This window comes from Micromonospora cynarisoli, from assembly GCF_030518815.1.
In the GTDB taxonomy this organism is placed as follows: domain Bacteria; phylum Actinomycetota; class Actinomycetes; order Mycobacteriales; family Micromonosporaceae; genus Micromonospora; species Micromonospora wenchangensis.
In genome coordinates, this window is the sequence record NZ_CP130426.1 from 7,153,955 (window position 1) to 7,178,773 (window position 24,819).

Annotated in this window: 22 protein-coding genes; 19 read left to right on the plus strand and 3 right to left on the minus strand. The window is 72.6% G+C overall.

Features of this window, described 5'->3' with window-relative positions:
* Nucleotides 1-69 precede the first annotated feature (69 nt).
* The 11 genes from Q2K16_RS31395 (at nucleotide 70) to Q2K16_RS31445 (ending at nucleotide 12,558) form a co-directional block, all read left to right on the plus strand.
* Nucleotides 70-747, plus strand: a complete 678-nt coding sequence (locus tag Q2K16_RS31395) for a transcriptional regulator (RefSeq protein ID WP_302742195.1) — start codon at nucleotides 70-72, stop codon at nucleotides 745-747.
* A gap of 84 nt (nucleotides 748-831) precedes the next feature.
* Complete coding sequence (locus tag Q2K16_RS31400; protein WP_302742197.1) at nucleotides 832-2,397, plus strand: MFS transporter; 1,566 nt, start codon at nucleotides 832-834, stop codon at nucleotides 2,395-2,397.
* Nucleotides 2,398-2,409: 12 nt separating this feature from the next.
* Nucleotides 2,410-3,018, plus strand: coding sequence for a TetR/AcrR family transcriptional regulator (locus Q2K16_RS31405; protein WP_302742199.1), 609 nt, complete (start codon nucleotides 2,410-2,412; stop codon nucleotides 3,016-3,018).
* 95 nt (nucleotides 3,019-3,113) lie between these two features.
* Nucleotides 3,114-3,641, plus strand: coding sequence for a crossover junction endodeoxyribonuclease RuvC (gene ruvC / locus Q2K16_RS31410; RefSeq protein ID WP_302742201.1), 528 nt, complete (start codon nucleotides 3,114-3,116; stop codon nucleotides 3,639-3,641).
* Nucleotides 3,638-4,240, plus strand: a complete 603-nt coding sequence (gene ruvA, locus Q2K16_RS31415) for a Holliday junction branch migration protein RuvA (RefSeq protein WP_302742202.1) — start codon at nucleotides 3,638-3,640, stop codon at nucleotides 4,238-4,240. Before ruvC ends, ruvA begins: the two co-directional genes overlap by 4 nt.
* A 34-nt stretch (nucleotides 4,241-4,274) precedes the next feature.
* Nucleotides 4,275-5,339, plus strand: a complete 1,065-nt coding sequence (gene ruvB / locus Q2K16_RS31420; protein WP_088644008.1) for a Holliday junction branch migration DNA helicase RuvB — start codon at nucleotides 4,275-4,277, stop codon at nucleotides 5,337-5,339.
* A gap of 192 nt (nucleotides 5,340-5,531) precedes the next feature.
* Nucleotides 5,532-5,825, plus strand: a complete 294-nt coding sequence (gene yajC, locus Q2K16_RS31425) for a preprotein translocase subunit YajC (protein WP_489671835.1) — start codon at nucleotides 5,532-5,534, stop codon at nucleotides 5,823-5,825.
* A 230-nt stretch (nucleotides 5,826-6,055) separates the two neighbouring features.
* Nucleotides 6,056-7,978 (plus strand): protein translocase subunit SecD, encoded by a 1,923-nt coding sequence (gene secD, locus Q2K16_RS31430; protein ID WP_302742207.1) that lies wholly within the window; start codon nucleotides 6,056-6,058, stop codon nucleotides 7,976-7,978.
* 1 nt (nucleotide 7,979) lies between these two features.
* Entirely contained in the window at nucleotides 7,980-9,179 is a 1,200-nt protein-coding gene (gene secF, locus Q2K16_RS31435; protein WP_302742209.1) for a protein translocase subunit SecF, read from the plus strand.
* Nucleotides 9,180-9,279: 100 nt separating this feature from the next.
* Complete coding sequence (locus Q2K16_RS31440) at nucleotides 9,280-9,846, plus strand: adenine phosphoribosyltransferase (RefSeq protein WP_302742211.1); 567 nt, start codon at nucleotides 9,280-9,282, stop codon at nucleotides 9,844-9,846.
* Between the two features lie 279 nt (nucleotides 9,847-10,125).
* A complete protein-coding gene (locus Q2K16_RS31445; protein ID WP_211291471.1) occupies nucleotides 10,126-12,558 on the plus strand; it encodes a RelA/SpoT family protein in 2,433 nt (810 codons plus the stop codon).
* A gap of 80 nt (nucleotides 12,559-12,638) precedes the next feature.
* Here the strand turns inward: Q2K16_RS31445 and Q2K16_RS31450 are convergent, their stop codons facing one another.
* Both Q2K16_RS31450 and Q2K16_RS31455 read right to left on the minus strand, forming a co-directional pair.
* Nucleotides 12,639-13,481, minus strand: coding sequence for a peptidylprolyl isomerase (locus Q2K16_RS31450; RefSeq protein ID WP_302742213.1), 843 nt, complete (start codon nucleotides 13,479-13,481; stop codon nucleotides 12,639-12,641).
* Between the two features lie 60 nt (nucleotides 13,482-13,541).
* The gene (locus Q2K16_RS31455; protein ID WP_302742215.1) at nucleotides 13,542-14,426 is read right to left on the minus strand and encodes a peptidylprolyl isomerase; all 885 of its coding nucleotides are present in this window, start codon (nucleotides 14,424-14,426) and stop codon (nucleotides 13,542-13,544) included.
* A gap of 260 nt (nucleotides 14,427-14,686) precedes the next feature.
* Here Q2K16_RS31455 and Q2K16_RS31460 point away from each other — a divergent pair, with 260 nt between their 5' ends.
* From Q2K16_RS31460 to Q2K16_RS31490, 7 genes are all read left to right on the plus strand, one after another.
* The gene (locus Q2K16_RS31460) at nucleotides 14,687-15,406 is read left to right on the plus strand and encodes an MBL fold metallo-hydrolase (protein WP_302742217.1); all 720 of its coding nucleotides are present in this window, start codon (nucleotides 14,687-14,689) and stop codon (nucleotides 15,404-15,406) included.
* Nucleotides 15,407-15,476: 70 nt separating this feature from the next.
* Nucleotides 15,477-16,799, plus strand: coding sequence for a histidine--tRNA ligase (gene hisS, locus Q2K16_RS31465; RefSeq protein ID WP_302742218.1), 1,323 nt, complete (start codon nucleotides 15,477-15,479; stop codon nucleotides 16,797-16,799).
* A 71-nt stretch (nucleotides 16,800-16,870) separates the two neighbouring features.
* Nucleotides 16,871-17,806 carry an acyl-ACP desaturase gene (locus Q2K16_RS31470; RefSeq protein ID WP_302742220.1) on the plus strand — a complete coding sequence of 312 codons (936 nt, stop codon included), beginning with the start codon at nucleotides 16,871-16,873 and terminating at the stop codon, nucleotides 17,804-17,806.
* A gap of 722 nt (nucleotides 17,807-18,528) precedes the next feature.
* A complete protein-coding gene (locus Q2K16_RS31475) occupies nucleotides 18,529-19,581 on the plus strand; it encodes a S1 family peptidase (protein ID WP_302742221.1) in 1,053 nt (350 codons plus the stop codon).
* A gap of 170 nt (nucleotides 19,582-19,751) precedes the next feature.
* Nucleotides 19,752-21,572 carry an aspartate--tRNA ligase gene (gene aspS / locus Q2K16_RS31480; protein WP_302742222.1) on the plus strand — a complete coding sequence of 607 codons (1,821 nt, stop codon included), beginning with the start codon at nucleotides 19,752-19,754 and terminating at the stop codon, nucleotides 21,570-21,572.
* Between the two features lie 192 nt (nucleotides 21,573-21,764).
* Entirely contained in the window at nucleotides 21,765-22,370 is a 606-nt protein-coding gene (locus tag Q2K16_RS31485) for an ArsR/SmtB family transcription factor (protein WP_302742223.1), read from the plus strand.
* Nucleotides 22,367-23,734 (plus strand): MFS transporter, encoded by a 1,368-nt coding sequence (locus tag Q2K16_RS31490; RefSeq protein WP_302742224.1) that lies wholly within the window; start codon nucleotides 22,367-22,369, stop codon nucleotides 23,732-23,734. Before Q2K16_RS31485 ends, Q2K16_RS31490 begins: the two co-directional genes overlap by 4 nt.
* Here the strand turns inward: Q2K16_RS31490 and Q2K16_RS31495 are convergent.
* On the minus strand, nucleotides 23,705-24,448 hold the full coding sequence (locus Q2K16_RS31495) for a GNAT family N-acetyltransferase (protein ID WP_302742226.1): 744 nt from the start codon (nucleotides 24,446-24,448) through the stop codon (nucleotides 23,705-23,707). The two genes, Q2K16_RS31490 and Q2K16_RS31495, sit on opposite strands and share 30 nt — an antisense overlap.
* A gap of 130 nt (nucleotides 24,449-24,578) precedes the next feature.
* Between Q2K16_RS31495 and Q2K16_RS31500 the strand changes: the two genes are divergently transcribed.
* Nucleotides 24,579-24,791, plus strand: coding sequence for a hypothetical protein (locus Q2K16_RS31500; RefSeq protein ID WP_302742227.1), 213 nt, complete (start codon nucleotides 24,579-24,581; stop codon nucleotides 24,789-24,791).
* Nucleotides 24,792-24,819 lie beyond the last annotated feature (28 nt).

Sequence of the window (24,819 nt, forward strand, 5' to 3'; positions counted from 1 at the left end):
GCGGCGCATCCGAATCGCCCCGTCCGGGCGAACCCCTGGTAACGGTGTCCTACCCGGGGGGTGCGTCTGGTGTTGTCGGATCCGATGCCGGTCGAGGCCGTCGAGACGGCCCACAAGCGGCTCTCGGCCGCCGCCGAGGACCTCGACGCGAACCTGGTGGCCGCGCTGGTGCTGGAGTTCGCCGCCGACGCCGGGGTGGCGGCGGTGTGGGAGGCGGTGTGCGTGCCGCTGCTGGCCGGGCTGCGCGGGCGCGACGCCGCCGAGATCGCCGTCGAGCACGCCCTGTCCGAGGGCATCCGGATCGGGTTGGACGTGCACCGGCGTGCTCCCGGCCGGCGGTTGCGCACCGACGGGGTGCTGCTCGCCGGGGCCGAGAACGAGGCGCACTGCCTGGGTCTGCACGCGGTGGCCGCCGCGCTGCGCGAGCAGGGTCGGGGCTGCCTGCACCTGGGGCCGGCGCTGCCCTGGGTGGCGCTGGGCTCCGCCGTGCTGCGGGCCCGCCCGCGGATCGTGGTGGTCTGGTCGCAGACGCCGGTCACCGGCCGCGCGTACCGCCTGGTCCGCTTCGGCCGCGACGTCCCGGGGGTACGGGTGTACGCCGCCGGGCCGGGCTGGATCGAGCCGCTCGCGCCCCCGGCTACCCGGCTGACCAGCTTCTCCGCCGCGCTTGCCGCCTGCGCGCCTGCCGGCCTGACCGGGGTGACCCGTACCACAACCGATACGAACCGGTGTCGTATCGAAACATGAGGCTCGTAAGGTGAGTGTCGTTACGAGTCTGACCCGTTCCGTATCGAGGCGGCGCGGGTGCAACCGGGGGGAGCACCGGAGCGTATGCAACCGCACGAGAACACCGGACATCCGAGACGATGGGCGATCCTCGGCGTGCTGGTGGTCAGCCTGCTCGTCGTCGTCCTCGACAACACCATCCTCAACGTCGCCCTGCGCACCCTGGCCGACCCGGTGCACGGCCTCGGGGCCAGCCAGGGCGAGCTGGAATGGGCGATCAACTCCTACACCCTCGTCTTCGCCGGCCTGCTGTTCACCTTCGGCGTGCTCGGCGACCGGGCCGGCCGACGCCGGTTCCTGCTCATCGGCCTGGTCCTGTTCGGCCTGTCGTCCCTGCTCTCGGCGTACGCGCAGAACCCCGGCCAGCTCGTCGCGGCCCGCGCCCTGATGGGCGTCGGTGGGGCGGCGATCATGCCGGTCACCCTGTCGATCATCTCCAACGTCTTCGACCCCCGGGAGCGGGGCCGCGCCATCGGCGTCTGGGCCGGCGCGGTCGGCCTGGCGGTGGCGATCGGCCCGATCCTCGGCGGCGCGCTGCTGGAGCACTTCTGGTGGGGCTCGGTGTTCCTGATCAACGTGCCGGTGGTGGCGCTCGGGGTGCTGCTGGTGGCCCTGCTGGTGCCCGAGTCGCGGGACCCCAGGCCGGGCCGGGTCGACATCCTCGGCGTGCTGCTCTCCGTCGTCGGCCTGGTCGCGCTGACCTACGGCATCATCGACGGCGGCGAGCACGGCTTCGGCCGGCCGGCCGTGTGGGCCGCGATCCTCGGCGGGGTGGCGGTGCTGGCCTGGTTCGTCGCGCACGAACGGCGCAGCGACCACCCCTCGCTGGACGTACGGCTGTTCCGGGTGCCCCGGTTCGCCGCCCCGGTGGCGATCGTCGGCCTGGTCTTCTTCGCCGCCATGGGCGTGATGTTCTTCAGCTCGTTCTACATGCAGCTCGTCCGGGGCTACAGCCCGCTGGAGACCGGCCTGTTCTTCCTGCCGTTCGCCGGGGCGCAGCTGGTCTTCGCGCCGCGCAGCGCCGCGATGGTGCGCCGGTACGGCGGCCGGGCGGTCGCCACGGTCGGCCTCGCGCTGACCGCCGTGGCGCTTGCCGCGTTCGCCTTCATCGACGCCACCACGCCGATCTGGGTGGTGCTGGTGGCCTTCTTCCTCCAGGGTGTCGGGATGGCGAACATCATGCCGCCGGCCACCGAGTCGATCATGTCGGCGCTGCCCCGCGAGAAGGCCGGCGTCGGATCGGCGGTGAGCAACACCGTCCGCCAGGTCGCCGGTGCGCTGGGCGTAGCGGTGCTCGGCTCGGTGCTCTCCGCGGTCTACCGGGAGGACATCGCCACGGCCGTCGACGCCCTGCCCGCACCGGCCCGGGAGGCGGCCACCGAGTCGGTCTCCGGGGCGTACGCGGCGGCGGCGCAGCTCGGCCCGGCGGCCCCACGGCTGATCGCGGCGGCCAACGACGCCTTCGTCTCGGCCATGCACTGGGCGGCGGCGATCTCCGCGGTGGTGGCCGCCCTCGGCATCGTCATCGTGCTGCGCTGGATGCCGGGCCGGCCCGACGCGGCCGTCACCGCCACGCCGGTGGCGGAGCGGGAACTGGCCGGAACCACATAGGTTCGCAGGACGATGTCTGACATGAACCCCACCGCCGATGCTCCGCGGTCGCCCGGGCGACCGCGGAGCATCCGCGCAGACGAGGCCATCATCGAGGCTGTCCTCGACCTGCTCGCCGAGGGCAGCACCATCGAGGCGCTGTCGATCGAGGCGATCGCCACCCGCGCCGGGGTCGGCAAGGCCACCATCTACCGCCGCTGGCCCGGCAAGGACGCCCTCCTGCTGGACGCGTTGCGCCGGCTCAAGGGGGTGGTCGCCCAGCCGGCCGGGCACTCCGTCCGCGACGACCTGGTGCTGCTGGTCGGGGCCGTCGGGCACAACATCGACCCCCGGGCCGAGCGGATCATGCCGTGCCTGGTGCCCGAGGTGAACCGCAGCCCCGACCACTTCCAGCTCTACCAGAACATCATCGAGCCCCGGCGGAAGATCATGCGGGAGGTGCTCCGCCGGGGCGTGGCCGCAGGCGAGCTGCGCGCCGATCTCGACATCGAGGTGGCGATGGCGCTGCTCACCGGGCCGATGCTGGTCCAGCGGCTGATGCGCTGGCACCCGGAGCTGGACGACCGGCTGCTCCCCGAGAAGGTCGTCGACGGCGTGCTCGACGGCCTGCGGGCCCGCTGAGCCCACCGTCGGACGGCGTGTCCGCCCACCGGCGTGTCGGGGTGGGCCAGTAGGGTGTCGAACACCCGTACTGTCGAGGGCCCGGAGGAGGCGGCGTGCGCGTGCTGGGCGTCGACCCGGGCCTGACCCGGTGCGGGGTCGGCGTGGTCGAGGGGGTGCCGGGCCGCCCCTGCACGCTCGTCGCCTACTACGTCGTCTACACCGATCCCACCGACGACCTGTCGCTGCGCCTGCTGCACCTGGACCGCTCGCTGACCGACCTGGTGGCCGAGCACCGGCCCGACGCGGTCGCCGTGGAGCGGGTGTTCAGCCAGCACAACGTCCGCACCGTGATGGGCACCGCCCAGGCCAGCGGCATCGCCGTGTTGGCCGGGGCGCGGGCCGGGCTGCCGGTGCAGACGTACACCCCGAGCGAGGTCAAGGCGGCGGTGACCGGCTCCGGCCAGGCCGACAAGAAGCAGATGACCACGATGGTCACCCGGTTGCTGCGGCTGGCCGAGCCGCCCAAACCTGCCGACGCGGCGGACGCCCTGGCGCTGGCCATCTGCCACGTGTGGCGCGGCGGCACCCGCTCCAGGCTGGCCGAGGCCGCCGACCGGGCACGACGAGGAGGAGCACGATGATCGCCAGCGTGCGCGGCACGGTGACCGCGACCGGCCCGGACCACGCGGTGGTCGAGGTCGGGGGAGTCGGCCTGGCCGTGCAGTGCGCCCCCGGCACCCTGGCCGAGCTGCGGGTCGGCCAGCCGGCCCGGCTCGCCACCAGCCTGGTGGTCCGGGAGGACTCGCTCACCCTCTACGGCTTCGCCGACGACGACGCCAAGCAGCTGTTCGAGCTGCTCCAGACGGCCAGCGGGGTCGGCCCGCGACTGGCCCAGGCGGTGCTTGCCGTGCACACCCCGGACGCGGTCCGCAAGGCCATCGCCAACGCCGACACCGCCGCCCTGACCCGGGTGCCGGGAATCGGCAAGAAGGGCGCCGAACGGCTGGTGCTGGAGCTGCGCGACCGGATCGGCCCGGTCCCGGTGGGCCCCGACGGCGCGGCCGGGGTGACCGTCGGCGCCTGGCCGGAGCAGGTCCGCCAGGCGCTGGTCGGGCTCGGCTGGACGGCCGGGCAGGCCGACCAGGCGGTGGCCGCCGTGGCGGAGACCGTGGACGGGCCCACCCCGCCGGTGCCGGTCCTGCTCAAGCAGGCCATCCGACTGCTCGGCCGGACCCGGTGACCGGCGTGGCACGGTCGCGGCCGGGGCGGCCGGCATGAGCGGCGACGGCCTGGTCTCCGCGTACGCCGACGACGCTGAGCGGGACGCGGAGGTCAGCGTCCGACCGAGGCGGCTGGACGAGTTCATCGCCCAGCACCGGGTCCGCGACCAGCTCGACCTGCTGTTGCAGGGCGCGATGCGGCGCGGTGCCCCACCCGACCACATCCTCCTGTCCGGGCCGCCCGGCCTCGGTAAGACGACGTTGGCCAACATCGTGGCCGCCGAGTTGGGCTCGGGCATCCGGGTGACCAGCGGGCCGGTGATCGAACGCTCGGGCGACCTCGCCGCCATCCTGACCAGCCTCGCCGAGGGCGACGTGCTGTTCATCGACGAGATCCACCGGATCGCCAAGCCGGCGGAGGAACTGCTCTACAGCGCGATGGAGGACTTCCGGGTCGACGTGATCGTCGGCAAGGGGCCGGGGGCCACCGCGATCCCGCTCGACGTGGAGCCGTTCACCCTGGTCGGCGCGACCACCCGGTCCGGCCTGCTGACCGGCCCGATGCGGGACCGCTTCGGCTTCGTCGCGCACCTCGACTTCTACTCCCCGGCCGACCTGGAGGCGCTGCTGCACCGCTCGGCGCGCATCCTGGGCGTGCCGATCACCCCGGAGGGGGCGGTGGAGATCGCCGGCCGGTCCCGGGGCACCCCCCGGATCGCCAACCGGCTGCTGCGCCGGGTGCGCGACTACGCCGAGGTCCGGGCCGACGGCGTGGTCACCCTGGAGACCGCCCGGTCCGCCCTGACCGTGTACGACGTGGACGCCCTCGGCCTGGACCGGCTGGACCGGGCGGTGCTGACCGCGCTTGTCGACTCGTTCCGGGGCGGTCCGGTGGGCCTGTCCACGCTGGCGGTGGCGGTGGGGGAGCAGCCGGACACGGTGGAGGAGGTCTGCGAGCCCTTCCTGGTCCGCGCCGGACTGCTGGCCCGTACGCCCCGGGGGCGGGTGGCCACCGAGGCCGCCTGGCGACACCTCGGCCGCACCCCGCCAAATGGTACATTCGGCGTGGAAGCCCCCGCCGTGCCCGATCTCTTCTCGAACGCACCCGATCCACCGTGATCTGAACGTGATCTGCGCCGCATTCGGCGTTCCCAGGTGCAGGGATTAGACTCGCCGCGGTCTGTACAGGATGTGAATATCCGCCTCCGCTCCGGCGCGCACGTGCCGTAACGGAGGCCAATGGGAAGGTCGCACACCGTGCTTTACGCAGCACAGTCCGGCGGAGGCGCCGGCAGTCTGACGCCGATCCTCATGATCGCCCTGCTCTTCGGGGTCATGTACTTCATGATGATCCGGCCGCAGCAGAAGCGCCGCCGCGAGGCTGAGGCCATGCAGTCCGCGCTCGGCCCCGGTGACGAGGTCGTCACCATCGGCGGGCTCTACGGCACGGTCGTGGGTGTCGAGGACGACACCGTGCTGCTGGAGGTGGCCCCCGGCGTGCAGACCCGTTACGCCCGTCCGGCCATCGCCCGGGTGGTCACCCGGGCCGAGCGCCCCGAGGCCGACGAGCCGGTCACCGAGGACGCGGAAGCCGTCAAGGAGTGAAGCCGCCACCCGTTCCGGCACCACGGGCGGGTAGCGGCGGGACAACTGGATAGGTGGGCCGGTCCCCGGGGTCGGCACCCGCACCGTCCGCCCGACGCCACCACGTCGGCGGTGGTGCGCCGTGCCGTCGGTCGGGAACGGCCCGCGCAGAGCACGTCGGGGCGGGAACCCCGCTCCGACCTCGTCGCCGCTGCGCCGGCGGCGCGACCGTTACAGGGAGACAGACAGCCGTGGCACCACCTCAGGGACAGATGCGCCCCGGGCGGCAGCTCGCCGTGCTCGGGTTCATCTTCGTCGTCCTCTATTCCTTGGTGTTCTTCTCGGGCGGTGCCAGCGGCGGCTGGAAGGACCGGCTGGAGCCGCGGCTCGGCCTGGACCTGATCGGTGGCACCCGGCTGACGCTGGAGGCGACCAACAGCATCGACGGCAAGCCCCCGACGTCGGCCAACCTGGAGGAGGCCCGGCAGATCATCGAGAGCCGGGTCAACGCCTACGGCGTGGCCGAGGCCGAGGTGGTCACCGAGGGCAACCGGAACATCGTCATCTCCCTGCCCGGTGAGAACCGCGACCTGACCGACGTCGGCAGCGCCGCGGAGCTGCGCTTCCGCAAGGTGCTCAAGGCCGCCGACGGCAGCGGCGCGGTCGCCGCCCCGGCCCCGTCCGGCAGCGCGTCGCCGGCCCCGTCCGGTAGCGCCTCGCCGGCCCCGTCGGGGAGCGCGTCGCCGAAGGCTTCCGGTAGCGCCTCGCCGACGGTGTCCGGCTCGCCGAGCGCCGGTGGCCAGGGCGGCGGCGCCTCCGCGCCGAGCGCCAGCGCCACCCCGTCCGGGTCGGCCTCGCCGAGCGCACCGGCCGCCTCGCCCAGCGCCAGCGAGGCCCCGGTGCCGCAGAGCATCGAGGAGCAGCGCAAGGCCGTCGAGAAGAAGGTCGGCGCGGCCGCCTGGGCCGCCGCGAGCGGGCTCCAGGCCCCGGCCGACCTGACCACCAACCCGGCCCTGGCGGAGACGTTCAAGCCGTTCGGCGCGCTCTCCCCGCAGGAGGTCGCGGTACTGACCCCGCAGATGCAGTTCAACGTGCCGACCATCACCTGCGCCCAGCTCGACAAGCGGCCCCCCGCGTCGATCAAGGACGAGAAGCAGCAGGCGGTCGCCTGTGAGGGTGGCGCGGCGAAGTACCTGCTCGACCAGGCCAAGGTGGTCGGCACCGACGTCAAGGACGCCAACGCGGTCCTCGACCAGGCCAGCACCTGGGTGGTCAGCCTGAACTTCACCGGCGACGGCCAGTCCAAGTGGACCGAGCTGACCCGGGAGGCGTTCAACAACACCGGCGGCGGCTGCGACCAGACGGCGCTGGGCCAGGACGGCAAGTGCCGGGTGGCCGTGGTGCTGGACAACGAGATCGTCTCCTCGCCCGAGATCCAGGGCGTGCTCACCGGCGACTCGCAGATCACCGGCAGCTTCGACAACACGTCGGCCAACGCGCTGGCCAGCCAGCTGCGCTACGGCGCGCTGCCGGTCACCTTCGTGCCGCAGGAGCAGCAGAACGTCACCGCGACGCTGGGCGACAGCCACCTGCGGGCCGGTCTGCTGGCCGCCGGCATCGGCATGCTGCTGGTCATCATCTACTCGTTCTTCTACTACCGGCTGCTCGGCTCGGTCATCTTCCTGAGCCTGGTGCTCTCCGCGTTGCTGGTCTTCGGCGCGCTGGTGGTGCTCGGCCGGTCGATCGGCTTCACCCTCACCCTCGCCGGCATCGCCGGCATGATCGTCTCGCTCGGTGTGGCGGCGGACTCGTTCGTCATCTACTTCGAACGGCTCAAGGACGAGATCCGGGAGGGGCGCAGCCCGCGTAGCGCGGTGCCCCGGGCCTGGATCCGGGCCCGCCGGACGATCATCTCGGCCAACGCGATCACCCTGATGTCCGCCGTGGTCCTCTACATCGTCTCGGTCGGCACGGTGAAGGGCTTCGCCTTCGCCCTCGGCCTGGCGACCGTGCTCGACCTGGTGGTCGTCTTCCTGTTCCGACACCCGATCATGACGATGTTCGCCCGGACCCCGGCGTTCCTGTCGCCACGGGTCAGCGGCCTCGGTCGGGCGCTGCCACCCCGTTCGGCCGAGCCGGGCACCGCCCGCAACCCGCGCGTCAAGGAGGCCTGAGATGGCTAAGAGTGGTCTGGCGTCCCGGCTCTACCGGGGCGAGGCCGGTCTCAACATCGTCGGCCGGCGCAAGCTGTGGTTCACCGTCGCCGGGGTGCTGGTGCTGGTCGCCGTGCTCAGCTTCGCGATTCGCGGCTTCAGTCTGGGCATCGAGTTCGCCGGCGGCAACTCGTTCCAGGTGCCGGCCAGCGTCGGCACCCTCGACGAGGCCGAGCGCAAGGTCGACGACGCGCTGGCGGCCGAGGGCGGCGGCGCCGAGGTGGTGACCGCGCAGAAGGTCGGCAGCACCAGCGGCGAGTACTACGAGCTGCGCACCTCGCAGCTCACCGCCGACCAGGCCAACGCGGTCAAGGCCAAGATGGCCGACGAGTTCGGCATCAGCGCCGACCAGATCAGCGGCAGCCAGGTCAGCGAGGCCTGGGGCAGCCAGGTCACCTCCCGGGCGCTGCTCGGCCTGGTCATCTTCGTCCTGGTGGTGGCGGCCTACCTGGTGCTGCGGTTCGAGTGGCGGATGGCGGTCGCCGCGATCATCTCGCTGTTCATGAACCTGATCCTCACCGCCGGCATCTACTCGCTGGTCGGCTTCGAGGTCACCCCGTCGACGATCATCGGGTTCCTCACCATCCTGGGCTTCGCGCTCTACGACGTGGTGGTGGTCTTCGACAAGGTCCAGGAGAACACCAGGAGCATCACCGCCAACAACAACCAGACCTACGGCGAGGCGGCCAACCTGGCGCTCAACCAGAGCCTGATGCGATCGTTGAACACCTCGGTGGTCGCCCTGCTCCCGGTCGGCGGTCTGCTCTTCATCGGTGCCGGCCTGCTCGGCGCGGGCACCCTGAAGGACCTGGGCCTGGTGCTGTTCGTCGGTATGGCGATGGCGTTCCTGACCTCGATCCTGCTCTCCACCCCGCTGCTGGTGCTGCTCAAGAACCAGGACCCGCGGATCGACGCGCACACCAAGCGGGTGCTGGCCCGCCGGGGCGCCATCGCCCGGGGCGAGATCACCCCGCGCGGTGCGGCCCGGCAGGCCGCCGCCGAGGAGGCCACCGACGAGCCGATCGATCCGGAGGCGGCGGCCCTGGCCGGCAGCGCGCCGAAGGTCGGCGCGCGTCCGGCGGCCAAGCGGTCGGCCGGTGCCCGGGGCGGCCGTCCCGCCGGGGGCGGCGGCAACCGGCCCGGCGGCGCGAAGCGGCGCTGACCGACAGGGCGACCCGCCACACGTCGAGTCGACGGCGTCCGCCATGCTGTGCCAACAGCGTGACGGACGCCGTCGTCGTATCGAAGGAGAGCCGACCACCGTGACGGAGACCCACAGCACCGGTGTACGCGGAGACAGCGGCCCGCAGGTGGCCCGGCTGGTCGCCAGCCGGGTGCTGGACGTGCCGGACTTCCCCAAGCCCGGGGTCATGTTCAAGGACCTGATGCCGTTGTTCGCCGACGGCGACGTGTTCCGTGAGGTGATCGACGGGATCATCGACCACCACGGGCGGGACAGCTTCGACATCGTGGTCGGCATCGAGGCCCGGGGCTTCGTCGTCGCCGCCGCGATCGCGTACGCCACCGGGTTGGGGGTGGTGCCGGTGCGCAAGGCGGGCAAGTTGCCCCGGCCGGCGTACTCGGCCTCCTACGCCCTGGAGTACGGCGAGGCGACGCTGGAGGTGCACCAGGACGCCTTCACCGCCGGGCACCGGGTGCTGGTGGTCGACGACGTGCTGGCCACCGGGGGCACCGCCGAGGCGACCCTCGACCTGGTCGAGCGGGCCGGCGGCACGGTGGCCGGGTTCACCGTGCTGCTGGAGTTGGGCTTCCTGGGTGGGCGGGAGCGGCTCACCGGGCGTCCGGTCCATGCCCTGCTGACCGTTTGATTCCTGGGTCGTCCCGCCGACCTGGGACGGACCGTCCGGCGGAGCGGCACGGCACCTACCGTGCGGGTAGCATTGCCCATTGCTGACCGGGCGGTCACCCGTCCGGGCGGTGGTCAGGTGCCGGCCGCAGGGCCGGCGGGCAGTGCCATCGGCCCGACGGCGGCCGGCGGGGAACACGCCGGCGTGACGGCCGGTTCGGCAAGACAGGCGTCGGCCGTACGGCCGGCGTGGTCCCGGCGATCGGTGAGGAGGCCGGTGTCCCACGATGTCGTCCCTCCGGTGGAGGGCACGGTGCACCCGACAGGCGACGCTGACGGCGCGGTGACCGCTCGGAAGAACGATCCGGCGGCCGGCCCGACGGGGGCCGGCGACGACGTCGGCGGCACGCCCGACGGCCTGGCGGTGGGGTCGTCGCTCGACGACGACCCGTCGCCGAGCGCCGGTTTCGCGCTCTCCAACGCCCCGACCGGTCGTCGGGTCCGGGCGCGGCTGGCCCGGTTCAACGCCCCGTGGCAGACCTCCCAGGTCAGCGAGGTCCTCGAACCGCTGATCGCCAGCCACCGGGAGAACCACCCGAAGGCCGACGCCCGGCTGCTCCAGCGGGCCTTCGACACCGCCGCGCGCTGGCACTCCGGCCAGTACCGCAAGTCCGGCGACCCGTACATCACCCACCCGCTGGCGGTGGCGACCATCCTGGGCAACCTGGGGATGGACACCACCACGCTGGTGGCGGCCCTGCTGCACGACACGATCGAGGACACCGAGTACACCCTCGACCAGATGCGGGCCGACTTCGGCCCCGAGGTCACCCTGCTCGTCGACGGCGTGACGAAGCTGGACAAGGTCAAGCTGGGCGACGCGGCCAAGGCGGAGACGATCCGCAAGATGGTCGTGGCGATGGCGAAGGACCCCCGGGTCCTGGTGATCAAGCTGGCCGACCGGCTGCACAACATGCGCACGCTGTCCTTCCTGCCGGCGCCCAAGCGGGAGCAGAAGGCCAAGGAGACGCTGGAGATCCTGGCCCCGCTGGCCCACCGGCTCGGCATGAACACGATCAAGTGGGAGCTGGAGGACCTGGCCTTCGGCACCCTGTTCCCCAAGCGGTACGAGGAGATCCTCCGGCTGATCGGGGAGCACCAGCCGCAGCGGGAGTCGCTGCTCAAACAGGTCACCCAGAAGGTCGGCACCGACCTGAAGGCCGCCAAGATCAAGGCGGAAACGACGGGCCGGCCGAAGCACCTCTACTCGATCTACCAGAAGATGATCGTGCGGGGGCGGGACTTCAACGACATCTACGACCTGGTCGGGGTGCGCATCCTGGTCGACACGGTGCGGGACTGCTACGCGGCGCTGGGGGTCATCCACGCCAACTGGCAGCCGGTGCCGGGCCGGTTCAAGGACTACATCGCGATGCCCAAGTTCAACATGTACCAGTCGTTGCACACGACGGTCATCGGGCCCACCGGCAAGCCGGTGGAGATGCAGATCCGCACGTACGCCATGCACCGCACGGCGGAGTTCGGCATCGCCGCGCACTGGAAGTACAAGGAGCACAAGGGCACCCAGATCGTCGGTCCGCCGGCGCACATCGACGAGATGACCTGGCTGCGGCAGTTGCTGGACTGGCAGCGGGAGGCGGCCGACCCGTCGGAGTTCCTCGACGCGTTGCGGTTCGACCTGTCCAGCCAGGAGGTGTACGTCTTCACCCCGAAGGGTGACGTCATCCCGCTGCCGACGGGGTCGACGCCCGTGGACTTCGCGTACGCGGTGCACACCGAGGTGGGGCACAAGTGCATCGGGGCGCGGGTCAACGGCAAGCTGGTGCCGTTGGAGTCGACGCTGTCCAACGGCGACGTGATCGAGATCTTCACCTCGAAGTCCGACACGGCGGGCCCGACGCAGGACTGGCTGAGCTTCGTCAAGAGCCCCCGGGCGCGTACCAAGATCCGCCAGTACTTCAACAAGGAGCGGCGTGAGGAGGCGATCGAGGCCGGTAAGGACTCGATCGTCAAGGCGATGCGCAAGCAGGGCATGCCGTTGCAGCGGATGCTCACCTCCGACGCGTTGATGGCGATCGCCCGGGACCTGCACCTCGCCGACGTCGCCTCGCTCTACGCGGCGGTCGGCGACAGCCAGGTGTCGGCGCAGTCGGTGGTGCAGAAGCTGATGGCCGCGTACGGCGGTGAGGAGGGCGCGGCGGAGGACATCGCCGAGACCGCCGTCGCCACCCGTCCGCCGCACAGTCGGCAGAACAGCAGCGATCCCGGGGTCGTGGTGCGGGGCGTCAGCGACGTCTGGATCAAGCTGGCCCGGTGCTGCACGCCGGTGCCCCCGGATTCGGTCTTCGGGTTCGTCACCCGCTCCGGCGGGGTCAGCGTGCACCGGGACGACTGCGCCAACGCCGAGGACCTGCGGGCCCAGGTCGAGCGGGTGGTGGAGGTCAGCTGGAAGCTCACCTCCGCGTCGACGTTCCTGGTGGCCATCCAGGTGGAGGCCCTCGACCGGCACAAGCTGCTGGCCGACGTCACCCGGGTGCTCTCCGAGGAACGGGTCAACATCCTGTCGGCGACGGTCACCACCACCCGCGACCGGGTGGCGGTGAGCCGGTTCAGCTTCGAGATGGCCGACCCGAAGCACCTGGGGCACCTGCTGGCCGCCGTCCGCAAGGTCGACGGGGTGTTCGACGCCTACCGGGTCACCTCCGGCGCCTGACCGTCAGCCACGCCCCGCAGGCACCCGACACGGAAGCGCCCGCCGGCTCAGCCGGCGGGCGCTTCGTCGTACGGTGCGGGTCAGCTCTCGATGTCGCTCATCGTCAGCTTGGTGATGGTGACCTCCTTCTTGGGGTGGCCACCCCCCGCCTGCTGCGCGTACGCCTTGTCGTCGCCGGCGGCCCCGACCTGCTTGACCAGGTCCATGCCGGCAGTGATGGTGCCCAGCACGGTGTAGTTCGGGTCGAGCTGCGAGTCGCCGTAGACGATGAAGAACTGGCTGCCGGTGCTGCCCGCCTGCCCGGAGTTGGCCATCGCGATGACGCCCTCCGGGTAGGGGGGCCGCTTGTCGGTCGGCAGGTTCTCCTCGGCCATGCCGTAGCTGGGCCCGCCGGTGCCGTCGGTCTGCCGCCAGCCCTTGCCGGTCGCGCTCGGGTCGCCGCACTGGAGCACCTTGATGCCCTCGGTCACCAGCCGGTGGCACTTGGTGTTGTCGAAGAAGCCCTTGCTGGCCAGGTGGGTGAAGCTGCCGGCGGTGCAGGGCACCTTGGTCCGGTCGATCTTGGCGACGATCGGGCCCAGGTTGGTGTCGATCGTCATCGTCTGGGTGCCCTTGTTGGCCTGCTGGTTCGGGGGCAGCCCGACGTCCTTGACCTGCGCCGGCCGGCCCTCCTTGGGCGTCTCGGTGTAGGCGCACTGCGAGAAGCCCTCGGTGCCGGCGGCCTGCTGCTTGCTGTCGTCGTCGTCGCCACCGAGGCTGGTCGCCAACCAGACGGTGCCGGCGACCACGAGCACCAGGATCGCGGCGGCCCCGACGATCGCCTGCGTCTGCCGGCGCTTGCGGGCCCTGGCCGAACGCTCGGCCATCTCCCGCTCAAGTCGGGCCCGCGCCGCCGCGCGCTGCCGCTCTCTCGTGGACGTCACGGTCACTCCTCCTGGGCTTTCTCTGGCGCGGCGGGGCCGCAGGTACGGTTGTGGGCCGGCTCAGCCGGCGCTCGGGCTGGCCGCCGGGGACGCGGCCGGGGAACCAGTCGCTGGCGCCGGGGCGGCCTGCGCCTCGCCGACGGTGAGCTTGCGGATCATCACGTCGGTCTTCGGCTTGACCTTGGCGCCCGCCCCGTTGTCCACGGTCGGCAGGGCACCGATCTTCTCGACCACGTCCAGCCCGCCGGTGACCCGACCGATGACCGGGTACGCCGGCTGGGCCGGGCTGAAGTCCTTGAAGAAGACGAGGAACTGGCTGCCGTTGGCACCCGGCGGGTTGCCGATCATCGCGACCGTGCCCTTCGGGTAGGCCGGCGGCTGCCCGGGGGCGGGGCTGGCCGACGGGCTCGCCTCGGGCACCGTCGGGACGTTCTCGTTGTAGAACGAGTAGCTGGGGCCGCCCAGGCCGGTGCCGCTCGGGTCGCCGCAGCGCAACGCCCCCTCGGCGGTGATCTCGTGGCACTTGGTGTTGTCGTAGAACGACGCCCCGGCCAGGTGGGCGATGCTCGCCCCGGCGCAGGGGGCGCCGGCGAGATCCAGCTCGGCGGTGATCGGGCCGCCCTGGTCGGTGTCGATGGTCATCGTGCGTACCCCGGTGGTGGGAAGATCCTTGGTGGCCGGGGTGCCGACGTCCTTGAGGTTGGTGTTGGCGGCGGCGTCCTGCGGCGTCCAGAGGCAGACGTCCTCGGCGGCCTTCTGCTCGGGCTCCCGGTCGAACGCGCCCAGCCCCCACGCCGCGCCGGCCACGATCAGCACCAGCACCACTGCCGCGCCGACCCCGGCCTGGATACGTCGACGCCGACGGGCGGCGGCGGCCCGCCGGGCCAACTGCCGGTCGAGCTTCTCCCGCGCGAGCTTGCGCTGCCGGTCCCTGCTGGAAGCCACCCGTGCTCCCCTCCTCTACCCTGGTCGTCACCGGCGGTCGGGCCGTTCGCGCCCGCCGTGCCCGCGGGTGCGCCACGCCACACGCCCGCCAGAGTGTACGGGTACCTGCTGTGAAAGTGGTGTACGAGGGCCGGCCTGGGTTTATCAAAGTGCGTCACTGTGCCGTACGGGGCCCGTGGTACGGGTGGGCGCGGATATCGGATCGCGCCGACGACTAGGCTGCCCAGGAGACGGACGACTGAGACGGAAGGGGAGCGGACGTGCTCGTGGCCGGCTTTCCCGCGGACGCCTTCGGCACCAACTGCTACGTGGTGGCGACCGCGCCGGGGGAGCAGTGCGTGGTGGTCGACCCCGGCATCGGGGTGCTCGACCGGCTCGACGCCGTGCTCGCCGAGCACCGCCTGCACCCGGCCGCCGTGCTGCTCACCCACGGCCACCTCGACCACACCTTCTCCGTCGCGCCGGTCTGCGGCGCGCGGGGCATCCCCGCGTACGTGCACCCGGAGGACCGGGAGCTGCTGGCCGACCCGACCAAGGCGCTCTCGATGGACCTCACCGCGCTGTTCGGCGGCCGGCTGCCGTACGCCGAGCCCGACGACGTCGCGGAGCTGACCGACGGGGCGACGCTGGCGTTGGCCGGCCTGGAGGTCACCGTCGACCACGCGCCGGGCCATACCGGCGGGTCGGTGCTGTTCCGGCTGCCCGGCGCCGGCTCGCCCTGGGAGGCCGACCAGCTCTGCCTCTCCGGTGACGTGCTCTTCGCCGGCTCGATCGGCCGCACCGACCTGCCGGGCGGCAGCATGCCCCGGATGCTGACCAGCCTGCGGGAGAAGGTCCTCCCGCTGGCCGACGACACCGTCGTGCTGCCCGGCCACGGCCCGGCGACCACCATCGGCCGGGAGCGGGCGCGTAACCCGTACCTCGCCGATCTGGCCGACCCGGGCGGTGCGCGCCCGGCCGCGCCCACCCGCGGCCTCTAGTCGTTCCTCCGCGCCGAGCGCGGACCTGTCGATCCCCCGCGCCCCGGCGCGGACCCGCAAGGAGTACGTCATGAGCAAGCCCACGCCCATCTCCGGCTTCCCGGAATGGACCACCTCGCAGCGGATGATCGAGCAGTTCGTCCTCGACCGGATCCGGCACACCTTCGAGCTGTACGGGTTCGCCCCGCTGGAGACCCGGTCGGTGGAGCCGCTGGACCAGTTGCTGCGCAAGGGGGAGACCTCGAAGGAGGTCTACCTGCTGCGCCGGTTGCAGGCCGACGCGGACGGCCCGGCCGGTGACGACGCGCTCGGGCTGCACTTCGACCTGACCGTGCCGTTCGCCAGGTACGTGCTGGAGAACGCCGGCAAGCTCCAGTTCCCGTTCCGCCGTTACCAGATCCAGAAGGTGTGGCGGGGCGAGCGCCCGCAGGAGGGGCGCTACCGGGAGTTCCTCCAGGCCGACATCGACATCGTCGACCGGGACACCCTGCCGGCGCACTACGAGGCCGAGATGCCGCTGGTGATCGGGGACGCGCTGCGGTCGCTGCCCATCCCGCCGGTGCTGATCCAGGTGAACAACCGCAAGATTTGTGAGGGCTTCTACCGGGGCATCGGGCTGACCGACCCGGAGGCGGCGCTGCGCGCGGTCGACAAGCTCGACAAGATCGGCCCGGCGAAGGTGGCCGACCTGCTGGCCGAGACGGCGGGGGCGAGCGCGGCGCAGGCCGACGCCTGCCTGGCGCTGGCCGGGATCTCCGCGCCGGACGCGTCCTTCGCCGACGCGGTGCACGCCCTGGGGGTGCGCGATCCGCTGCTCGACGAGGGTGTCGCCGAGCTGGTCGCGGTGGTGGAGACGGCCGCCGCGCACGCGCCGGGGCTGTGCGTCGCCGACCTGCGGATCGCCCGGGGCCTGGACTACTACACAGGCACCGTCTACGAGACCCAGCTCGTCGGCTACGAGCGGTTCGGCTCGATCTGCTCCGGCGGCCGGTACGACAACCTGGCCAGCGCCGGGAGCGTGTCGTACCCGGGGGTGGGGATCTCGATCGGGGTGACCCGGCTGCTCGGCCTGCTGTTCGGTGCCGAGGCGCTGTCGATCTCGCGCAGCGTGCCGACCTGCGTGCTGGTCGCCGTCGGCGCCGAGGAGGAGCGGGCGGCCAGCAACGCCGTGGCGGAGGCGCTGCGCTCGCGGGGCGTGCCGACGGAGGTGTCGCCGACCGCGGCGAAGTTCGGCAAGCAGATCCGCTACGCCGAGCGGCGCGGCATCCCGTACGTGTGGTTCCCGGGCGGCGAGGGTCACCAGGTGAAGGACATCCGTTCGGGCGAGCAGGTGGACGCGGTGGCGGACCGGTGGTCGCCGCCGCCTGCGGACCTGACACCGGTGGTCGGTTGAGCCCGGTTACTGGCGCGTACGCCGACGGGGACCTACGGTGGCGTAAGTTACGCCACCGTAGGGAGGCCCCTGTGACCGAACTGAGCCAGACCGCGCTGCTCCACGAACTCGAACCCGTGGTCGCCAAGAACCTCGACCGTCACCTGTCGATGGCCAAGGAGTGGTTCCCGCACGAGTACGTGCCGTGGAGCGAGGGGCGCACCTTCGACGGCCCGCTCGGCGGCGAGGCGTGGTCGGAGGGGGACTCGACCCTGCCCGAGGTGGCCCGCACGGCGCTGATCGTCAACCTGCTCACCGAGGACAACCTGCCCTCGTACCATCACCAGATCGCCAGCCTGTTCGGGCCGGACGGGGCGTGGGGGACCTGGGTGGGCCGGTGGACGGCCGAGGAGGGCCGGCACGGCACCGCCATCCGGGACTACCTGACGGTGACCCGGGCGGTCGACCCGGTGGCCCTGGAGCGGGCCCGGATGGTGCACATGACCGCCGGTTACAGCAACTCGCACGACTCGTCGATGCTGCGCTCGCTGGCGTACGTGTCGTTCCAGGAACTGGCCACCCGGATCTCGCACCGCAACACCGGGCGGATCACCGGCGACCCGGTCTGCGAGGCGTTGCTGAGCCGGGTCGCGGCCGACGAGAACCTGCACATGGTCTTCTACCGCAACCTGCTCGGGGCTGCCCTGGAGGTGGCCCCCGACCAGACGATGCGGGCGATCGCCGAGGTGCTGGAGGACTTCCAGATGCCCGGCGTCGGCATCGAGGGCTTCGCCCGCAAGTCGGTGACGATCGCCCTGGCCGGGATCTACGACCTGCGTCAGCACCGCGACGACGTGGTCGCCCCGGTGCTGCGCCAGTGGGACGTGTTCAACGTCGCCGGGCTGGACGCCGAGGGCGAGGCCGCCCGGGACCGGATCGCCGCCCACCTGGACGGCCTGGAGCAGGCGGCGTCCCGGTTCGAGGAGAAGCGCGACGCCCGGGCCGCGAAGCTGGCCGCCCGCGCCTGACGACCGGGTACGCCCGCCCGCCACGACGGCGGACGTGGGCGCGTGCCCGCACCGGACGGTCCGGTGTGACGTGTGGAGGGGACCTGTCGTTCCGGTCTCCTCCGCGTTTCCCGGGGACCGCGTCGACGGAGGCACGGCCATCGGGATGACCCGTTCGTCCCCGGCGTCCGGTGACAGCCGGTGACCGCGCGACGGGCATGACGCCCCGTTGCCCGCCGCCGTCCGCCCCGCCCTGTCCGGCCCCGCCGCCGTCGGACCGCCGCCGTACTGACCTGCCGCTCAGTACGGCACGGAAGCACGGGGGGCGACCACCCTCGCGTGCCTGTCGACCGGGCGTCGGGGCGTGGGCCGTGAGCGTTCCTGACTCTCGGTGAGGGGCGGCGACCGCGCCGTTGCTCCCCGTCCCGGCCGTGCCGTCCGGCGGAGACGTCCTCCCGGTCGGGTCGGGGTCTCCGCTCGGCCGGGTTCTCCCCGGCCCGACCGGGGCTCGCCGGGCGGTGCGGGGTGCGGGACGCTCCGGCCGGGGTCTGACATAGATGTATCCACGGTGTTGCCTGACCGTCATAACCGCTGGTGGGGTGAATCCGGGCAAACTCATGTCTTGCTTACGATCTTAAATATGTGAATACTTCAGTCACTCGGCCGGTTTCCCCAGGTCGGCCGGGTTGTCCCCGGGCGCGTCTCCGTGACGCCGCCCGTCACCCCCTCCCGGAGGTTGTTACATGCGACCCACGAGGTCCTCACTCCGCCGCGCCGCCGCCGTCGCCATGGCCGGAACCCTGGTCACCGGCGCGCTCATGGGTGCCCCCGCCCAGGCGGCCCCCGCCTCGCCCGCATCCCCCGACGCCGCCGCCAGCCTCGCCGAGCGCCTCGGCGACCGTGCCGCCGGCACCTACGCCGACGCCAGCGGCAGGATGATCGTCGCGGTCACCGACACCGCCGCTGCCAAGCAGGTCCGCGCCGCCGGCGCCACCGCGAAGCTCGTCACCCGGGGCGCGGCCCAACTGCGCTCCGCCACCGCCGAACTGGAGCGCTCGGCGAAGATCCCCGGCACCGCCTGGTGGACCGACGCGGTCACCAACCAGGTCGTCGTCTCGGTCGACAGCACCGTCACCGGCGCCAAGCTGGCGCGGGTCAAGGCCGCCGCCGCGCGCACCGGCGGCGCCGTCCGGGTCGAGGCCGAGGCCGGTGTGCTCAGCACCCGGATCTCCGGTGGTCAGGCGATCTACACCGGCGGCGGTCGCTGCTCGCTCGGCTTCAACGTGCGCAACAGCGCCGGCCAGACCTTCTTTCTGACCGCCGGGCACTGCACCAACATCGGCTCGACCTGGTACTCGAACTCCGGGCAGACCTCCGTGCTCGGCACCCGTACCGGGACCAGCTTCCCGGGCAACGACTACGGCATCGTCAGGCACAGCAACTCCGCCAACGCGACCGGCAACGTCTACCTCTACAACGGCAGCTACCAGGACGTCACCGGTGCCGCCAACGCCTACGTCGGCCAGAGCGTGCGCCGCTCCGGCAGCACCACCGGCGTCAAGAGCGGTTCGGTGACCGCCACCAACGCCACGGTGAACTACGCCGAGGGCTCGGTCTCCGGCCTGATCCGCACCACCGTGTGCGCCGAGCCGGGCGACAGCGGCGGCTCGCTCTTCGCCGGCACCAGCGCGCTCGGCCTCACCTCCGGCGGCAGCGGCAACTGCACCTCCGGCGGCACCACCTACTTCCAGCCGGTCACCGAGCCGTTGAGCGTCTACGGCGTCAGCATCATCTGATCCACCTCCGCAGCATCTGATCCACCCGGGAGCGGGCCGTCGGGACACCGGCGGCCCGCTCGCGTGTCCCCGGCAGGTGGGCGGGGCCTTGCTCACCCCGCAACCGGGCGGGCCGGGCGGCTGACACAATGCGGGGGAACAGCCGTACCGCAGATGAGGAGACGCAAGTCGTGATCCGTACCCATGACGCCGGCAGCCTGCGCGCGACGGACGCCGGCACCACGGTGACGCTCGCCGGGTGGGTCGCCCGCCGGCGCGACCACGGCGGTGTCATCTTCGTCGACCTGCGCGACGGCTCCGGCGTGGTCCAGGTGGTGTTCCGCGAGGAGGACGCGCACGCGCTGCGCAACGAGTTCTGCGTCAAGGTCACCGGCGAGGTGACCCGCCGCCCCGAGGGCAACGAGAACCCGGAGCTGCCCACCGGCGAGATCGAGGTGACCGCCAGCGCGCTGGAGGTGCTCTCCGAGGCCGCGCCGCTGCCGCTGCCGGTGGACGACCAGGTCGAGGCCGGCGACGACATCCGGCTGCGCTACCGCTACCTGGACCTGCGCCGCAGCGGCCCGGCGAAGGCGATGCGGCTGCGCTCGCGGGCCAACCAGCTCGCCCGCACCGTGCTGCACGAGCGGGACTTCCTGGAGATCGAGACCCCGACGCTGACCCGGTCCACCCCCGAGGGCGCCCGCGACTTCCTGGTCCCGGTCCGGCTCCAGCCCGGCAGCTGGTACGCGCTGCCGCAGTCGCCGCAGCTGTTCAAGCAGCTGCTGATGGTCGGCGGCATGGAGCGGTACTACCAGATCGCCCGCTGCTACCGCGACGAGGACTTCCGGGCCGACCGGCAGCCGGAGTTCACCCAGCTCGACATCGAGATGTCCTTCGTCACCGAGGACGACGTGATCGACCTCGGCGAGGCGATCGTCGCGGCGCTCTGGAAGGACCTCGCCGGGCACGAGATCTCCCGGCCGATCCCGCGGATCACCTGGCACGACGCGATGGCCCGGTACGGCTCCGACAAGCCCGACCTGCGCTACGGCGTCGAGCTGACCGAGCTGACCGACTACCTGCGCGGCACCGAGTTCCGGGTCTTCGCCGCCGCGATCGACGCGGGCGGCTACGTCGGCGCGGTCGTGATGCCGGGCGGCGCGGCGCAGACCCGCAAGGAACTCGACGGCTGGCAGGACTGGGCGAAGGCGCGCGGCGCGCGGGGCCTGGCGTACGTGGTGCTGGACGCCGAAACCGGCGAGGCGCGCGGCCCGGTGGCCAAGAACCTCTCCGCCGAGCACCTGGGCGGGCTGGCCGACGCGGTCGGGGCCAAGCCGGGGGACGCGGTCTTCTTCGCCGCCGGCACGAACACCCGGGAGGCGCAGGAACTGCTCGGCGCGGCCCGGATCGAGATCGCCAAGCGGGCCAAGCTGGTCGACGAGAGCGCCTGGGCGTTCTGCTGGGTGGTCGACGCGCCGATGTTCGAGCCGGCCTCCGACCAGGAGAACGGCAGAGCGGGCGGCTGGACCGCCGTGCACCACCCGTTCACCTCGCCGAACGCCGACTGGGTCGACCGGTTCGAGGAGGCTCCGGACCGGGCGCTGGCGTACGCGTACGACATCGTCTGCAACGGCAACGAGATCGGTGGCGGCTCGATCCGTATCCACCGGGGCGACGTGCAGCAGCGGGTCTTCGACCTGCTCGGCATCACCCCCGCCGAGGCGCAGGACAAGTTCGGTTTCCTGTTGGAGGCGTTCAAGTACGGCGCCCCGCCGCACGGCGGCATCGCGTTCGGCTGGGACCGGGTCTGCATGCTGCTGGCCGGGGCCGACTCGATCCGCGAGGTGATCGCCTTCCCGAAGACCCGGGGTGGCTTCGACCCGTTGACCGGCGCCCCCACCCCGATCACCGCCCAGCAGCGTGCCGAGGCCGGCATCGACGCCAAGCCCAAGCCCGCCGCCGCGTCCGCCGGTACCGCCGGCCCGGCCGCCCCGGTCGCCGACCCGGTCTGACCCACCCACCCCGGGGCCCGGCCCCGCACCGCTCCATCCGGCAGCGTCGAGCCACCGGCAGCGTCGATCAAGAGGTTTACGTCATCCGCGCACTCTGCGGTGACGTAAACCTCTTGATCGTTTCAGGGGTGGGGAAGGGGGTGGATGCAAAAGAGTTGTGCATATTTTCTGTGCACAGTTATTGTGCATCGTATGGAGAGCGAGGACATCGGGGGGCGGGGCAGGCCGCGCGAGGTGCGGATCGACAGGCGGCAGGTGCGGGTGCTGGCGCACCCGCTGCGGATGCGGCTGCTCGGCGCACTGCGGGTGCAGGGGCCCGCCACCGCCACCGCACTGGCGGAACTGCTCGGCACCAACACCGGGGCCACCAGCTACCACCTGCGGCAGCTCGCCGAGGTCGGGCTGGTCACCGAGGACCCCGACCGGGGCACCGGCCGGCAGCGCTGGTGGCAGGCGGCCCACGACGTCACCAACTGGGAACCGACCGACTTCGACGACGACCCCGACGCGCGGGCCGCGATCGAGTGGATCCAGGGTGACCAGGTACGCCTGCTCGTCGAGCACGCCGAACGCTGGTTCGCCACCCAGCACCAGGCGACCCCCGCGTGGCGGGACGCGATCGGGATGAGCGACATCTTCCTGACCGTCGCGCCGGACCGGCTGGAGGCGCTCACCGCCGAGGTGTGGCAGGTGCTGGAGCGGTACCGCCGCGAGACGGAGCACGCGCCCGTAGATCCGCAGGCCCGCCCGGTGCAGGTGTTCCTGGCCGCCTACCCGCTGCTGGAGGGGCCCCGATGAGCACGCTCGCCGTACGCCAGGTCCGGTTCCGCTACCTGACCCTCTACGGCCTGCGGTGGCTGCCCACCGGCCTGACCATCCCGGTGATGATCCTGCTGATGCAGGAACGCGGCCTGTCGCTGTCCCAGATCGGCCTGGTCTCCACCGCCCAGGGCCTGGTCGTGCTGGCGCTGGAACTGCCCACCGGTGGCCTGGCCGACGCGCTCGGCAGCCGGCTGGTCCTGGTCACCGCCTGGGCGGTGAGCCTGCTGTCGCTCGGACTGTTCGCGGTGGCCGACTCGTTCGCGCTGTTCTTCCTGGTCTGGGCCCTGCAAGGGGTCTATCGGGCGCTCGACAGCGGCCCGCTCGACTCCTGGTACGTCGAGTCCACCCTGGCCGCCGACCGCGACGTCGACTACGAGCCCGGACTCGGCCTCGCCGGCACCGTCGCGGGCGTCACCATCGCCGCCGGGGCGCTGCTCAGCGGTGGCCTCATCGCACTCGGCCCGATCGGGCCGGTCAGCGCGCTGACCGTGCCGGTGCTGGTCGCCGCCGCCCTCCAGGCCGTCGCCCTGGTCGTCCTGCTGATCCTGCTGGTCGAGACCGGCCCCGCCCGGGGCGCCGGCGCGCTGCGCGCCTCGGTCGTGGCAGCGCCCCGGATGGTCGGTCAGGCCGTCGGCCTGCTGCGCCGCTCCCGGGTGCTGCTGGCCCTGGTGTCGGTGGAGCTGTTCTGGGGCTTCGGCATGGTCACCTTCGAGTCGCTGCTGCCGCTCCGGCTCGCCGACGTGGTCGGTGACCCCGAGCGGGCGGCGGCGCTGCTCGGCCCGGCGAACTCGGCGGCCTGGCTGGTCTCGGCGGCCGGCGCGGCGGCCACCCCGCTGCTGCTGCGTTGGCTCGGCACCGCCCCCGCCGCCGGGCTGCTGCGGATCCTCCAGGGCGTCACCGTGCTGGGCATGGGGCTGCTCGCCGGGCCGGCCGGGGTGCTGGTCGCCTACCTGGCCTGCTACGCCGTGCACGGCGCGTCCAACCCGCTGCACCTGGGGCTGCTGCACCGGCAGGTCGACGGGCCCTACCGGACCAGCGTCATCTCGCTGAACTCGATGATGGGTCAACCGGGGTTCGCCCTCGGCGCGGTGCTGCTCACCGCCCTGGCCGACCGGTCCGGGGTCGGCACGGCGATGGTGGTCGGCGCGGTCGCGCTGGCGGTGGCCGCCCCGCTCTACCTGCCCGCCTGGTGGGCCGGCCGTCGGGCCACCCCGACCACGCCCGCCGGAGCCGATCCCTGCGGAACCGGACCCGGGGCCGGTCCGGCCACGACCGCGACCGGGGACGTCCAGCCGGCCGGCGCAGCGACCTCAGCCGAGCCACACCGAGCTGCGCGGTAGCGTGCCGGTGAAGCCGAGCCGACGGTAGAGCCGCAGCGCGGCCAGGTTGTCGGTGTAGACGCCGAGGGCGACGTGGTCGTACCGGGCGAACAGGGCCCGGGTCATCCCGGCGGTCAGCGCCGCGCCGAGCCCCCGACCCCGCCGGTCGCGGGCCACGGTGAGGCCGGCGAGGAAGCCGATGTCGCCGCGACTGCGGTCCGCACCGCAGGCGACCAGGCGGTCGGCGTCCCAGATGCCGTACCAGCCGGTGACCGTCGGGTCCTGCGGGCGCGACGAGGAGGTGGGGAAGGCGTCGTCGATCAGCGCCGCCAGCGCCGGGTGGTCCGCCCGACCGAGGCGGACCACCCGCTCCTGCCCGGGCTGCCGGGGCGGGGCGGCGGTGGTCCAGAGGAAGTCCCAGTCGTCGACCCGGGCCGCCGCGAACCGGTCGACCAGCAACTCCCGGTCGGCCCGGGGCAGCTGCAGGTACTGGCCCGACCGGACCGCACCGTCGGCGACCAGCGCCGCCACCAGCTCCACCGCCGCGTCGACCGGGCCCACCACGCCACCGGCCCGGCCGTTCTCCGCCACCGGGAGCAGCCAGGCCACCGCGCCGTCGCGGGCCCAGGCGCGGGGCGCGTCGTCGGGCCGCACCGCGTGCCGGACGAACGGGTGGTGGTCGGTGGCGGCGAGGACGGCCGCCCGGCCGGCGAGTTCCCGGTCGGTGTCGATCATGCGAGCAGCCTAGAACCCGGCCGGTCGGGCCGCCCCGGCGACGCCGATCTCCACGATGGAGATTGACGGGTCGACCGATCGGGTACATCGGGGCCGACCTACTGGGACCCCCTACCGGAGGACATAAACCATGCTCGCCATCCTCGCGGCCGTCGTCTTCGGCTTCGCGCTCCTGCTGGACCTGCTCAACACCAACTTCGGTGCCCCCGACCTGTTCAACTGGAACACCCTGGTCCTGATCGGTCTGCTGCTGCTCGCGCTCTACCTGGCCGGGGTGGGCAGCGGCCCGCGCGGCGGTGGCGGCGGCCGGTGGTACCGGGGCCGTCGGCCGGGCCGCGGCTGACCGCAACGGATCAGAACGGGCGCGGCCC